The organism is Brevundimonas sp. LM2 (assembly GCF_002002865.1).
Classification (GTDB): domain Bacteria; phylum Pseudomonadota; class Alphaproteobacteria; order Caulobacterales; family Caulobacteraceae; genus Brevundimonas.
In genome coordinates this window covers 1,022,501-1,036,764 of sequence record NZ_CP019508.1, presented here as the reverse complement: position 1 = coordinate 1,036,764, position 14,264 = coordinate 1,022,501, and the positions used below count along the sequence as shown (strand labels likewise).

The window sequence follows — 14,264 nt, the reverse complement described above, 5'->3', positions numbered from 1 at the left end:
GGCTCAGGAAACCCTGGACAGTGCGGGGGCGATGGGCGACCCGGACAGGGCCGCGGCGTGGGTCGGCATGGCCTCGGCGGCCCGGGCGATGACCGCGCGCATGCGCTCCAGCTGGCCGCGCACCTCGTCCAGCGGGCGGTGGTCGGCCAGGGGGTGATAGCGGCGCGGGATCACGTTCTGGCCCAGGAAGACCGAGACCCAGGCGGCATCCTCGAACGTCTCTTCGTCATACAGACTGATGCGGCCGCGGCTGGAAAACATGCGGATCTTGTGAGCCAACTCCTCGGGCGGCGGGGTCTGGCTCACGGCATCCCACAGCGGCTCTCCGGTGCGGGCGTTTGCGTGATAGTGCAGGATCAGCATGTCGCGCAGCCGGTCCGCCTCCGCCGCCATCAACCGGTTGTACTCGGCGGCCCCGGCGGTCATCGGCCCGCCGGTCGGGAACAGGCCCAGCAGCCGGCTGACCCCGCTCTGCACCCGATGCAGGCCCGACGCTTCCAACGGTTCCAGCGTCGCGGCCGACAGGCCGATGGCGACGCAGTTGCCGATCCAGGTCTGCGAGCGCCGGCCGTTGGTGAAGCCCGTGCCCTCCGTCGTTCCGCCGGCGAAGGCGCTGGCCGAGATCCGCGCGGATCCCATCCCCGTTGCGAGCGGCACGCGCCACAGCCAGCCGTTGCGGACCGCCCGCGCCTCGGTCAGGGGCGGGCCGAGGGGCCCGGGGACCGTCGAGGCGACGATCCGGTCGCACGGCAGCCAGCGGGACCAGTCCACATGGGTCGCCCCCAGCCGGCCGATGAGGTCTGCGGCGGGCCCGGTCGCGTCGATGAACAGATCGGCCTCGAACCGGCGACCGTCGCGGGTGGTCACGGCCGCGAGGGTGTCGGGTTCGGCACCGCGTTCGACCTCGGCGAAGGCCCCGGCGACCACCTCGACGCCCTGGCGCAGAGCCACCGCCCTCAGCGCCGCGACATAGGGGGCGACCGGCAGGTGCAGGCCATAGGCCATGGTCGAGGTGACGGATCGGGGATCGTCCGAGGGCCGGCTGAATCGCCCGGCGCGCGCGGCCACGGCGGCCAGGGCGAAATCCTCGAGCGGGGGCGCCTTGCCGGCCGCCTTCAACCGCAGCCAGTAGTGATGGAACGGCACGCCCTCGAGGGTCCCGCCGATCTCGCTGAGGGGATGGATATAGTCGCGGTCGCGGCGGCTCCAGTCGCGGAAGACGGTGCCGAGCCGGAAGGTCGCGCCGGTGCCCGCGATCAGGGCCGTCTCGTCCAAACCCAGCGAGGCGTTGAAACCGCTCAGCGACGGCAGGGTCGCGTCGAACGGGGCCAGGGTGCCGCTGTCGCCAATCGCCTGTGGATCCTCGATCAGCCGTACCGACAGGCGCGGCCCAAAGGCGCGCGACACGGCCGCGGCCGTCATCCAGCCGGCCGAACCGCCGCCGACGATCAGGAGCGACGCCGGTGGCCTCATGCGTGTCCACCCGCGGCGCAGCAGGCCCGGACGAAGGCTTCATGCGAGGGCATGGCCGCGGCCGCGCGCTGGATCGAGGTGCGCAGGGTCTCCAGGGTGTCGGCCAGGGCCGCGTCCGGGGCTCGGTCGCTGAGCGGGTCCCAGGCGTCCGGCTCCATCCGCTGGCCGAAATAGACCGCCAGCCAGCTGGGCTCCAGGAACAGGCCGTCGCGATAGCGGGCCACCACGCCGCGCTCCCGGAACAGGGCCATCTTTTCCGCCAGGCTGTCGGGCACGGCCATGGTGCGACAGTGGTCCCAGAACGGCGTGTCGTCGCGCTGGGTGGCGTTGTAGTGCAGCACCAGGAAGTCGCGGATGCGGTCGTACTCCAGATCCATCACGCGGTTGAACTCATCGGCGTCCGCCGGATCGAAGCCGGTGTCGGGAAACAGCTCGACCAGATTGGTGATGGCCGCCTGGATCAGGTGGATGCTGGTGGACTCCAGCGGTTCGAGAAAGCCGCTGGACAGGCCGATGGCGACGCAGTTGCCCAGCCATTGCCGCCGCCGCCGGCCGGTGGTGAAGCGCAGCATCCGGGGCTCGGCCCGCGCCGGTCCCTCCAGCCGGCCCATCAGTCGCTCGACCGCCTGATCGTCCGAGAGGAAGGCGCTGGAGTAGACGTAGCCGTTGCCGACGCGGTGCTGCAGCGGGATGCGCCACGACCAGCCGGCCTCCAGCGCTGTCGCTCGCGTATAGGGAATGGAGGCTTCGACGGTGTCACAGGGCACGGCGACGGCGCGGTCGCAGGGCAGCCACTGGGTCCAGTCCTCGTAGCCGGCCTTGAGCGCGCCCTCGATCAGCAGGCCGCGGAAGCCCGAACAGTCGATGAACAGGTCGCCCTCGATGCGGTCGCCCCGGTCCAGGGTGACGGCGCGGATGTGGCCGCTGTCGGGGTGCTGCTCGACCTCGGTCACCCGGCCTTCCGTGCGGACCACGCCGCGCGCCTCGGCGTATTCGCGCAGGTATGCGGCATAAAGTCCCGCATCGAACTGAAAGGCGTAGGAAAAGGTCGACAGCAGCGATCGCGGATCGGTCTCCGGCCGGGTGAAACGCCCCATCCGCGCGGCCACGACCGGCAGCGAATAGTCGTGAATGTCCGCCGCCGCTCCGGACCGCCTGAGCCTCAGCCAGTGGTGATGGAAGCCGACCCGGTCGATCGACCGGCCATAGGCTCCGAACGGGTGGATGTAGGAATCCCCCAGACGCCCCCAGTCGCGGAACTCGATCCCCAGTTTGAAGGTCGCCTGGGTGCGCGCCATGAAGACGTCCTCGTCCAGACCCAGGCGCTGATTGAAGCTGCGAATGTGGGGGATGGTCGCCTCGCCCACGCCGACGGTCCCGATCTCCTCGGACTCGACCAGCCGGATGCTGAGGTCCGGACGCTTGACCAACGCCGCCAGGGCGGCGGCCGCCATCCAGCCCGCCGTGCCTCCACCAACAATAACAATCCGCCTGATTACGGTTCCGGACATAGACAATGACGCTCCCGAGCGGGGCAGCAAGATCATGGCGGCACCCGAGTTGGCAAGCGCAATGCGCATATTGCGGTGCAGCAAATACAGGGGCTTACCGTCGCACCACCGCCATTACTCAGACACTTGAAGGTCGCAATCGGTTGGGTTATGTCTTGGGCAATGTTAGCGTTACCAAGACGCTACAAAATAACGCTGGGGAGAAAACATGCGCCATTCCACCGCTACAGTTGCGTCCGGGGCTTCGCGCCGAAACCCAATCCGCTACGGCGTGTCGGCGCTCGCCGTCGTCACAGCGCTCGCGGCGTCGCCCGCCCTGGCCCAGACCGCGCCGGCCCCGCAGGACGACGCGACCGAGGTCGAGGAGGTCGTGGTCACCGGCATCCGGGGCAGCCTGCAGAGCGCCCAGACCATCAAGCGCAATGCCGAGGTGTTTGTCGATTCCATCAGCGCCCAGGACATCGGGGCCCTGCCCGACCGCTCGGTGACCGAAGCCCTGCAGCGGGTCCCCGGCGTTTCGATCGACCGTTTCGCCGCCGGGGTGGACCCCGACCACTTCTCGGTCGAGGGCTCGGGCGTGGTCGTGCGCGGCCTGACCTTCGTCCGTTCGGAGTTCAACGGGCGGGACGCCTTCACCGCCAACAACGGCCGGGCCCTGGGCTTCGCCGACGTGCCGTCCGAACTGCTGGCCGGGGTCGACGTGTTCAAGAACCAGTCGGCCGACCTGATCGAGGGCGGCATCGCCGGCACGGTCAACCTGCGCACCCGGGTGCCTTTCGACCAGTCCGGTGACCTCCTCTCGGCCTCGGCGGAGATGAGCTACGGCGACTTCGTCGAGGAATGGACCCCGACCTATTCGGTGCTCGCCAGCAAGCGCTGGGAGACCGAACTCGGCGACTTCGGCCTGCTGGCCAACTTCGTCGATTCCCAACTGAAGTCGCGCGGCGACGGCCAGCAGATTTCGAACTTCTCGCTGCGCAGCGATCTGGGCCCGACGCCCGTCTATTTCCCGCGCGGGTCTTCGTTCCGCTCGCAGGAGTTCGATCGCAACCGGACGGGTTATGCCGCCGCCGGCCAATGGCGCAGCCCCGACCGCACGATGATCGCCACGGCCCAGTTCCTCCGCTCCGAAGCGACCCAGGCCTGGACCGAGCACGCGGTCGAGATCGCCACCGACAACGTGACCTCGGCGGGTGACTCGCGGCCGGTGCTGGGCACCACCTTCGACTTCGGCGACGACGGCGTGTTCACCAACGGGACCATCACCGGCCCGACCGGCTGGCGCGACGACCAGCAGGAAGGACGAGACAACCGCAACCCGGCCTTCGGCCTTCAGAGCAACAACCAGCGCCGCGACGTCTATTCCGAGAACATCACCACCGACTATGGCTTCAACTTCAAATGGACGCCGACCGACCGGCTGAAGTTCAACTTCGACATCCAGCGCGTCGAATCCACGGTCGAGAACCTGGACGCCACCCTGTGGGCCTCCACCTACCAGAATGCCTCGATCCAGCTGCGCGGCGACGAGGTGCCGATCGTCACCTTCCTGCCTCCGTCGGAAAACGGCACGGTCACCCAGTGCCCGGCCACGCCGCCGACCCCGGACGGCGACTGCCCGCGCTACTTCAATGCGCCGAACGACAACTTCAGCAACCCGTTCAACAGCTTCGTCCGCAACAACATGGACCACGCCGAGGACAGCGAGGGCGAGCTGACGGCGGTGCGGCTGGACGGGGAATACACCTTCGACGAGGACAGCTGGCTGGACTCCGTCCGCTTCGGCTATCGCCGGGCGGAACGGGAGCAGACGACGCGCTTCTCGGCCTACAACTGGGGCGTCATCAGCGAGCAGTGGGGCGGCGGCGGGCCGGTCTGGCTCAGCGATTCCGCCGACGGCGTGCCCGAGCCGGGACCGGGTCTGCCCGGGACGGCCGGCACGGTGGTGGGCTCCATGTTCTCGCCCTTCGCCTTCGACAACTTCTTCGGGGGCAAGGTCGCGCCGCCGACTGGCGACCAGCCGCGACTGTTCTACAACCAGAACATCGTCGAGAATTATCAGGCCTACTCCGACTTCGGCCTGCTGGTCGGTGACGAATGGCGCGCACGCCTCGGCGCGGATGGTTGTCCGCAGAACTGGGTGCCGCTGGCGCTGCGTTGCGACGTGGTTCCGGGAACCCAGTACCGTCTGAACGAGATCAACCCGGTCGACGAGCAAAGCGACGCCGTCTACGCCATGCTGCGCTACAATGGGGAGCTGTCGAACGGCGTCCGGCTCAGCGGCAACGTCGGTCTGCGCTATACGACGACCGACCGTCAGGCCGGCGGCTATATCGCCTTCCCGCGCGTGGCCTTCGCCACCGAGGCAGAGTGCGCCGCCGTCCCGGCCGGCGAAACGCCGAGCGCCTTCTGCCGCCTGGTCTCGCCAGCGGACCGGGCAGCAGCGCGGGCCTTCGCCAACGGCGCGATCACCGAAGACACGGCGGAGGTCACCTACGACTACCTGCTGCCGAGCTTCAACCTGCGGGCCGAGCTGGACGGCGGCAAGGTCTTCCGCTTCGGCTATTCCAAGGCGATCACGCCGCCGGACATCGGGCTGACCCGCAACTATTTCAACGTCAACCTGTCCGGCAACGAAATCGACATCGTGGACGGCAGACCGACGGGCCGCTTCGCCGTCGGCAACCCGTTCCTGAAGCCGATCCAGGCCGACAGCTTCGACGCCTCGTTCGAATGGTACTACGGCAACCCGGGGTCCTTCACCTTCTCGCTGTTCTACAAGACCCTCAGCGACGTGATCACCAACGGGACCGAACGGCGGGCGTTCACCAACAACGGCGCCACCTTCGACGCCGTGGTGACCACCCCGGTCAACTCGGAAGAGGACGCCACGGTCCAGGGCTTCGAGGTCGCCTGGCAGCATACGCTCGACGACCTGCTGCCGTCCTACCTGGCCGGGTTCGGATTCAACGCCAACTACACCTACATCGACTCCGAGGGCGTGCCGCAAAGCACCCTGTCCAACACCGACCCGGACGTGGCCGCAGGACGTGTCGCCAATATCGACACCAGCCTGTTGCCGCTGCAGAACCTGTCGGAGCACACGGCCAACGTCGCCGGCTTCTACGAGCGCGGACCGGTCGCCCTGCGTCTGGCCTATGCCTGGCGCTCTGAGTTCCTGATCACGCCGCGGGACGTCATCGTTCCGTTCGCCCCGATCATGAACGAAGCCACCGGCCAGCTTGACGGGTCCGCCTTCTACTCCGTCAACGACCAGATCAAGATCGGTATCCAGGCGGTCAATCTGACGAACGAGATCACCCGGACCTCCCAGGTGTTGAACAACGACCTTCTGACCACCGGTCGGTCGTGGTTCATGAACGACCGCCGCTTCACCTTCATCGTGCGCGGCACCTTCTAGATCCTTTTCCCGAAGCCTACTCTGGCCCCGGCGGTTCGACCGTCGGGGCTTTTTCTTTGTGGCTTACCAGTTCAGTGACTTACCCATGTTGCGTTCCGCGTCGCCTGCCCTGCCCGATCCCGCCGCCATTCCGATCCGGGGTCCGGTCGACCGGGCCACGTTCGAGCGCGAGATCGTCCCGGCCTACGCCCCGGTCGTGCTGAAGGGCCAGGTGGCGAACTGGCCCGTGGTCCAGGCCGCGCGGGCTGGCGATGCGGCCCTGGTCGGCCTGCTGAAGGCCCATGCGACCGATCGGCCTTTGGAAACCTTCGTCGGCCGGCCCGAGATCCGCGGCCGGTTCTTCTACAACGAGACGGTCAACGGCCTGAATTTCGAGCGACGTGCCATGCCCCTGGCGGCAACCCTGGACCGGTTGCTGGCGGGGGCCGGCGACGCCCAGGCGGGGGCGCTGTATGTCGGCGCCGCCTCGGCCACCGACTGTCTGCCGGGCTTCGAGGCCAGCCATGCGCTGCCGATCGTCGATCCGCGCGTCCTGCCCCGGCTGTGGATCGGCAATGCCACCACCGTCTCCACCCACTACGACCTGTCGGACAACGTCGCCTGCGTCGGGGCCGGTCGCCGGCGCTTCACCCTGTTCCCGCCCAACCAGCTCAACAATCTCTACGTCGGACCGCTGGACTTCACCCTCGCCGGCCAGCCGGTCAGCATGGTGTCGCTGCACGATCCGGATCTCGAGCGGTTCCCGCGCTTCGCCGAGGCCATGGCCCATGCCCTGAGCGCGGAGCTGGAGCCCGGCGACGCCCTCTATATTCCGCCGCTCTGGTGGCATCAGGTGGAGGCGCTGTCGCCCGTGAATCTGCTGGTCAACTACTGGTGGACGGCCTCGGGCGCGCCGCCTTCTCCGTTCGAGGCCCTGATCCACGCCGTGATGACGGTCCGCGCCCTGCCGCCGGCGCAGAGGGCGGCCTGGCGACACCTGTTCGACCACTATGTGTTCGAGGCCCACGGCGATCCCTCCGCCCATCTGCCGCCCGCCAGCCGCGGCGTCCTGGGTCCGATGACCCCGACCCTGGCCAAGCGCATCCGCGACTTCCTGATGGCCGGGTTGCGACGGGGCTAGACCGTGCTCCGGTAGGTCAGGAAAATGTTGGCGGTCAGCCGCCCGACCCGAGGGTCCGGGGACAGGGCCGTCGGGTCCGGGATATGACCGGAGTGCAGCGTGCGGCTGCGGTAGACGATGACCCGGTTGAAGGCGGGCTCGACCAGCCGGGTGCGCGCGAACTGGGGCGTATCCGCGCCCATGTAGGTAAGGGCCGGGGCCGCGGCGGCCAGCTCCGCGTCCAAGGTGGCCTGATAGCGGACCAGCCGGTCGGGCTGAAGCGTCTCGTAGCCCGTGGCGCGATGACGGTAGAAGGCCGTGCCGCCCAGGCGCGGGTCGCACAGATAGTGCAGGATGGCGAATTGCAGTGGGTCGACCGTGTCGACGTGCGGCAGACGCTGGGCGAGGCTCAGCCGGTCGGGGTCGAGGGTGACAATGGAGAAATTGCAGCTCGCGCGCCCCAGGTTGACGCGGGCCAGACCGAAGCCCTCGCGGATCAGTGGGTCGAGCGCCCGCGCCAGCCCGCCCACATAATCCAGCGGAGCCGGGGCGAGACGCCCGGGATAGAAATTCTCGCCGGCGACCGGGGCGTCGAAGGCCGCGTCCTCGGCAGCGACGCGGATCAATCCCTCGGGCGACGCGACCACGTCGTCCAGGATCAGAAGCGGCTCCCGCTCGGTCCCGATGTGCTCAAGGCGCGCCCCGGCGAGGGCGGCGGACGACGCGATCACCGGCACGCTACCGGCAAAGGCCGGCCAGCTCGCTCTGGACGTCGGTCCGCGCCGGTCGGGGCAGGCCCGCGGCCGCGGCGGCCGTCTCCAGCGACAGGGGCCCCGGACCGTCGGCCGTGGTGCGATCGGCATCGTAGAAGGGGTCGGCCATGGCCGCCTCCAGCGTCACGAGCCGCACGCCCCGGGCCTGATACAGGGCCAGCAGGCGGGGCATCATATGGGCGTCCAGCGCCCCGACGTGCATCAGCAGGACATAGGGGATGTCGCGGCCGTACAACGCCCGGGACTGGGTCCGCGAGGCGGTCAAAGCCTCTTCCGCAGACGTCAGGAATAGGGTCTCCAGCCGCGCCATGCCGACGGCGTCGCCCTTCGACCGGCACCGGGCCCAGGGTTCGCTGAAAGCCCAGTCGCTGAAGTCCATGGTCACGCTGGCGACCTTGTAGCCCCGTTCGCGCAGCGCCGCCCGCGCCGCCCGCCGGACGTCGGGGGTCTGCCCCTCCGCCAGGAACGGATAGCGGAACCAGCGCCAATCGCTGTCTCCCGCCAGGCTTTGCAGCACGGGCTCGTTGCGGACCAGCTCGGTCGCGAAGACGTCGGCCCCGATGGCGTCCAGATTGGCATGCGACCAGCCGTGGTTGCCCAGCGGGTGACCGGCCGCCCGCCAGACCTCGAGCACCGCGCGCTCTTCGGGGCGGGTTTCCAACCCCGCGGCGTTGACGAAGCCCGTGGCCGGCGCCCCGGCGTCGGCCAGGGCAGCCACCAGCCGCGCGACCACCCCCAGCCGCGTCTCGCCGGGCGGCAGGACGCTGTGGGCCGGCAGGTCGTCGAAGGTGAGCGCCACGTCCTGCGCGGAGGCCGCACCGGGCAGCATCAGAACGGCCAGCGCCAGGGCCCGGCCCAGTCTGGTCGCTCCGTTCCGCCGGTTCCTGTGACGGACATCGACCATGACGCACCTCTACTGGAGATCGAAGCTAACGGTGCGGGGCGCGGATGGCGAGCGCTTTTGGGCCTTTTGTCCGACTTTTGTCCGGCTATACTCGGCCGATGCGACCTGGTTCAGATCCGTCTCCGCACACCTTGAAGCATGTGCTGATCGTAGGCGGCGGCACGGCGGGATGGATGGCCGCCGCGGCCCTGTCGCGCCTGATCGGCAACGGCATCACCCGCGTCAGCGTCGTCGAGTCCGAGGAGATCGGGACGGTCGGGGTGGGCGAAGCGACCATCCCGCCGATCCTCAGTTTCAACGGCCTGCTCGGCATCGACGAGGCCGAATTCATGCGGGCCACCCAGGCCAGTTTCAAGCTCGGCATCGAGTTCGTGAACTGGGACCGGACCGGGGACCGCTACATGCATCCGTTCGGCGGCTTCGGCGTCGACATGGAGGGGGTTCAGTTTCACCAGCACTGGCTGCGTCGCCGGGCCCAGGGCGATGCGACTCCGCTGTGGGACTACAGCCTCAGCACCGTCGCCGCCCGGGCCGACCGTTTCGTCAAGCCGGGGCGGGATGCCCCCTCCGCCCTGCAGACGCTGAAATACGCCTATCATTTCGACGCCGGGCTCTACGCGGGCTTTCTGCGCCGATACGCCGAGACGCGCGGCGTGGTCCGGCACGAGGGCCGCATCGTGGACGTGGCGCTGAGGGCGTCGGACGGATTCGTCGAGGCCGTGACCCTGGCCGACGGGCGGCGGATGGAGGCCGACCTGTTCGTCGACTGTTCCGGCTTCCAGGGCCTGATCATCGAAAAGGCGTTGCATGCCGGCTATGAGGACTGGTCCCACTGGCTGCCCTGCGACCGCGCGCTCGCCGTGCCGACGGGCCGGGTCGAACCCCTGACACCATATACGCGCGCCACAGCCGGGAGCGCGGGCTGGCGCTGGCGCATCCCCCTGCAGCACCGCACCGGCAACGGCCACGTCTATTGCAGCGCCCATATCTCCGACGACGACGCCCGCGCCGAGCTGATGGCCGGTCTCGACGGCCCGCCGCTGGCCGAGCCTCGGGCCCTGCGTTTCGTCACCGGCCGCCGCAGGTCGGCCTGGGTCAGGAACTGCGTGTCGCTGGGCCTGGCCTCGGGCTTTCTGGAGCCGCTGGAATCGACCTCGATCCATCTGATCCAGTCCGGCGTGTCGAAGCTGATGACGATGTTCCCGGACGACCGTTTCGACCCGCTGCTGAGCGCCGAGTACAACCGCCTGTCGCAGCTGCAGTTCGAACAGGTCCGGGACTTCATCATCCTGCACTACAAGGCGACGCGGCGGGACGACACGCCCTTCTGGCGGCAGGTGCGCGACATGCCGATCCCGGACAGTCTGGCGCGCAAGATCGACCTGTTCCGCGCGACCGGGCGGCTGTTCCGTTATGAGGACGAGCTGTTCAGCGAGGCGAGCTGGGTCGCAGTCCTGCTGGGCCAGGGGATCGTGCCGCAGGCTTACGAACCCCTGGCGGACGCCGTCGACGGTCCCCTGACCGACCGGCGGATGGACGCGATCGCCCGGGTCATCCGCGACATCGCCGCCGACATGCCCGAGCACCAGGCCTTCATCGCCCGCTACTGCGGCGCGCCCTCGGCCGCGCTGGCCTCCTGACCGCCGGGAGCGGAGGGCAAGGACAGCGACGCGCAGGGATGGGGCGGCTGGTGCCGCGCTTGTCCCCACCGGATCAGCGCGTCCGCGCGGCGTCCCGGGCCAGGGCGATCGCGCCGAGGACGCCCGATCGATCGCCGAGGCCGGGCGGCTGAAGATATCGCGCCAGCGCCGCGTCGTCGTCGAGGTGCGGAAGATAGCCAGCGAGCTCCGCCCGCAGAGCGGCGCGGACGCGACCCGGCAGATGGACCGTCGTCCCGACCCCGCCCCCGAGGATGACCCTTTCGGGCGCGAGGGTATAGCTCAGCGCGGCGACCATCTGCGCCAGATAGCCCGCGATGATGTCCCACAGCGGATCGTCCGACGTCAGCGTCTCGCCCTTGCGACCATGGCGCGCCGCGAGGGCCGGGCCGCTGACGAGCCCCTCCAGACATGGGCCGTGAAAGGGGCAATGGCTTGGAAATGTGTCCCGCCCATCGCGCCGCATGGGCAGATGGCCGGCCTCGGGATGGAGCACGCCGTGCACCAGGGCGCCGTTCGCCACCACCCCCACGCCGACCCCGGTGCCGACGGTGATATAGACATGATCAGACAGACCCCGCGCCGCGCCCCATCGGCCTTCGGCCAGGGCCGCCCCGCCCACGTCGGTCGCGAGGCCGAGGGGCACGCCGAAGCGCCGGAGGGATCCGATCAGATCGGTGCCCGACCAGTCCGGCTTGGGCGTCTTGAGGATGTGACCATAACGGGGGCCGGCGGGGTCCAGGGCCACGGGCCCGAACGTCGCCACACCGATGGCAGCGAGTCCGCCCGCCGCCCGTCGCGCCTCGATCACCTCGGCCACGCGACCCAGCGTCTCCTGCGGCGTGGTGGTGGGGATCCGAACCAGGGGCTCGAGGTCGTCCGGTCCCGACCCAAAGCCAATCATGACCTTGGTCCCGCCCAGTTCGACGCCGGCGAACGTGTTCATGGATGGCTCCGCCGTCCGATCGCCACGTACGGTTCGACCTGACCGGGCCCCGCAGCGAACACGGTCGGGTCGAGACCCGGGCCTCCGGTCCGGGCAAAGGTCTGAGGCTGCGCCAGGCCCGGCCCGCCCCGGCCAGACTTCCCAACGCGCGCTCTTCGCCCATGTCTATCAGCGGCCATCCGTCCAGAAATCGGACAGTGCGATAGAGCAGGATCAGACGCCCGAACGCCAGGGTTGGATCGACATCGGCGCGTTTGCGTCGATCCGGGGGGCGTTCATTCGGTCGGTTGTCGGCCGAGCCCGCCGCGGTCCGACCGGCTTCCCTCCCGACCCCGCCGCTGCCGAGACGGCCAAGCCGGGGGACAGGCCACGGCGCGGAGCATCGGCCGACCGGACGCCCCAGCTCGAGGGCGGCGCGGTCACGCCGAACGCAAAACGCCGCCCCGGGGGGTGACCGGGGCGGCGTTTTGTCGGCGATGTGGGTGCGGGAGCAGGATTTGAACCTGCGACCTTCAGGTTATGAGCCTGACGAGCTACCGGGCTGCTCCATCCCGCGGCAGATGGGTGTGTTGTGAAGGAAGATGTTCGAGAGAACTCAGATAATCTGTTGTCCGACTGGTAGACCCGGCGGCGACCTACTCTCCCGCGCCTTGAGACGAAGTACCATTGGCTCTGGAGGGCTTAACGACCGAGTTCGGAATGGGATCGGGTGGGGAACCTCCGACATAACCACCAGGTCAACCAGGCGGACAGCAGATTATTTGAGAAGACATTGTCTGTTAAAGATCGAATGAGTTTTGCTGAGAAACGATCAAGCCGATCGGATTATTAGTACCAGTAAGCTTCACGCGTCGCCGCGCTTCCACACCTGGCCTATCAACGTGGTAGTCTTCCACGATCCTCAGCGAAGCCTTGTTTTGAGGTTAGTTTCCCGCTTAGATGCTTTCAGCGGTTATCTATTCCATACTTAGCTACCCTGCTGCACAACTGGCGTCATGACAGGTCCACCAGAGGTATGTCCATCCCGGTCCTCTCGTACTAGGGACAGATCCTCTCAAGCTTCGAACACCCACGGCAGATAGGGACCAAACTGTCTCACGACGTTCTGAACCCAGCTCACGTACCACTTTAATCGGCGAACAGCCGAACCCTTGGGACCTGCTCCAGCCCCAGGATGTGATGAGCCGACATCGAGGTGCCAAACTTTGCCGTCGATATGGACTCTTGGGCAAAATCAGCCTGTTATCCCTAGAGTACCTTTTATCCGTTGAGCGATGGCCCTTCCACGCGGGACCACCGGATCACTATGGCCGACTTTCGTCTCTGCTCGACTTGTCAGTCTCGCAGTCAGGCGGGCTTATGCCATTGCACTCGACGACCGATTTCCGACCGGTCTGAGCCCACCATCGCGCGCCTCCGTTACACTTTAGGAGGCGACCGCCCCAGTCAAACTACCCACCACGCCATGTCCCGGGACCGGATAACGGCCCTCGGTTAGACGTCAACGACAGTAAGGGTGGTATTTCAAGGATGGCTCCACCAGAGCTGGCGCCCCGGTTTCATAGCCTCCCACCTATCCTACACATACGGTCGCTAACGCCAAGGCGAAGCTATAGTAAAGGTTCATAGGGTCTTTCCGTCTGACCGCGGGAACCCCGCATCTTCACGGGGAATTCAATTTCACTGAGCCTGTGCTGGAGACAGTGGGGAAGTCGTTACGCCATTCGTGCAGGTCGGAACTTACCCGACAAGGAATTTCGCTACCTTAGGACCGTTATAGTTACGGCCGCCGTTTACCTGGGCTTCAGTTCGTCGCTTTCACAACTCCCTTTAACCTTCAGGCACCGGGCAGGCGTCAGACCCTATACGTCGCATTGCTGCTTCGCAGAGCCCTGTGTTTTTGCTAAACAGTCGCTACCCCCTGGCTTGTGCCACTCTGCAAAGGTTGCCCTAAGCAGAGTCACGCTTATTCCGAAGTTACGCGTGCAATTTGCCGAGTTCCTTCAGCACAGTTCTCTCAAGCGCCTTGGTATGCTCTACCTGACCACCTGTGTCGGTTTCGGGTACGGTCTCTGCCAGAGTTATTTCCAGGGACAACTTCCCTGCCAGGACAATCCAATAAGCCCTGACAAGTTACGCCATCCGTCACTTCTGGCTGGTGCAGGAATATTTACCTGCTTCCCATCGACTACGCTTTTCAGCCTCGCCTTAGGGGCCGACTAACCCTGCGCAGATTAGCTTTACGCAGGAACCCTTGGTCTTTCGGCGGGAGTGTCTCTCACACTCCTTATCGTTACTCATGTCAGCATTCTCACTTCCGATACCTCCAGCAAGGCTCACGCCTGACCTTCACCGGCTTACGGAACGCTCCGCTACCGCTCGCTTACGCGAACCCATATCTTCGGCGCATGGCTTGAGCCCCGTTACATTTTCCGCGCAGGATCGCTTGATCAGTGAGCTGTTACGCTTTCTTTAAAGG

Annotated in this window: 8 protein-coding genes, 1 tRNA gene and 2 rRNA genes (1 of these 11 cut by a window edge); 3 read left to right on the top strand and 8 right to left on the bottom strand. The window is 67.2% G+C overall.

Going from position 1 to position 14,264, the window contains the following annotated elements:
* Positions 1-3 precede the first annotated feature (3 nt).
* The gene (locus BZG35_RS05170) at positions 4-1,473 is read right to left on the bottom strand and encodes a tryptophan halogenase family protein (protein ID WP_077354683.1); all 1,470 of its coding nucleotides are present in this window, start codon (positions 1,471-1,473) and stop codon (positions 4-6) included.
* Positions 1,470-2,984 carry a tryptophan halogenase family protein gene (locus BZG35_RS05165; RefSeq protein WP_077354682.1) on the bottom strand — a complete coding sequence of 505 codons (1,515 nt, stop codon included), beginning with the start codon at positions 2,982-2,984 and terminating at the stop codon, positions 1,470-1,472. The genes BZG35_RS05170 and BZG35_RS05165 overlap by 4 nt, the downstream gene beginning before the upstream one ends.
* Before the next feature lie 208 nt (positions 2,985-3,192).
* Here BZG35_RS05165 and BZG35_RS05160 point away from each other — a divergent pair, with 208 nt between their 5' ends.
* Both BZG35_RS05160 and BZG35_RS05155 read left to right on the top strand, forming a co-directional pair.
* Complete coding sequence (locus tag BZG35_RS05160; RefSeq protein ID WP_077354681.1) at positions 3,193-6,405, top strand: TonB-dependent receptor; 3,213 nt, start codon at positions 3,193-3,195, stop codon at positions 6,403-6,405.
* Positions 6,406-6,490: 85 nt separating this feature from the next.
* The gene (locus BZG35_RS05155) at positions 6,491-7,525 is read left to right on the top strand and encodes a cupin-like domain-containing protein (protein ID WP_077354680.1); all 1,035 of its coding nucleotides are present in this window, start codon (positions 6,491-6,493) and stop codon (positions 7,523-7,525) included.
* On the opposite strand, the gene BZG35_RS05150 is transcribed toward BZG35_RS05155, so the two are convergent.
* Both BZG35_RS05150 and BZG35_RS05145 read right to left on the bottom strand, forming a co-directional pair.
* On the bottom strand, positions 7,522-8,235 hold the full coding sequence (locus tag BZG35_RS05150; protein WP_253189272.1) for a DUF6445 family protein: 714 nt from the start codon (positions 8,233-8,235) through the stop codon (positions 7,522-7,524). The two genes, BZG35_RS05155 and BZG35_RS05150, sit on opposite strands and share 4 nt — an antisense overlap.
* Before the next feature lie 7 nt (positions 8,236-8,242).
* The gene (locus BZG35_RS05145; RefSeq protein WP_077354678.1) at positions 8,243-9,181 is read right to left on the bottom strand and encodes a polysaccharide deacetylase family protein; all 939 of its coding nucleotides are present in this window, start codon (positions 9,179-9,181) and stop codon (positions 8,243-8,245) included.
* Positions 9,182-9,279: 98 nt separating this feature from the next.
* Here BZG35_RS05145 and BZG35_RS05140 point away from each other — a divergent pair, with 98 nt between their 5' ends.
* Positions 9,280-10,821 (top strand): tryptophan halogenase family protein, encoded by a 1,542-nt coding sequence (locus BZG35_RS05140; protein ID WP_077354677.1) that lies wholly within the window; start codon positions 9,280-9,282, stop codon positions 10,819-10,821.
* 73 nt (positions 10,822-10,894) lie between these two features.
* On the opposite strand, the gene BZG35_RS05135 is transcribed toward BZG35_RS05140, so the two are convergent.
* The 4 genes from BZG35_RS05135 to BZG35_RS05120 form a co-directional block, all read right to left on the bottom strand.
* Complete coding sequence (locus tag BZG35_RS05135; protein ID WP_077354676.1) at positions 10,895-11,785, bottom strand: ROK family protein; 891 nt, start codon at positions 11,783-11,785, stop codon at positions 10,895-10,897.
* 479 nt (positions 11,786-12,264) lie between these two features.
* Positions 12,265-12,341 (bottom strand) — tRNA-Met (locus tag BZG35_RS05130).
* A gap of 66 nt (positions 12,342-12,407) precedes the next feature.
* Positions 12,408-12,522: ribosomal RNA gene (gene rrf / locus BZG35_RS05125) — 5S ribosomal RNA — on the bottom strand.
* Positions 12,523-12,592: 70 nt separating this feature from the next.
* Positions 12,593-14,264, bottom strand: a 23S ribosomal RNA gene (locus BZG35_RS05120) (it continues 1,111 nt past the right edge of the window).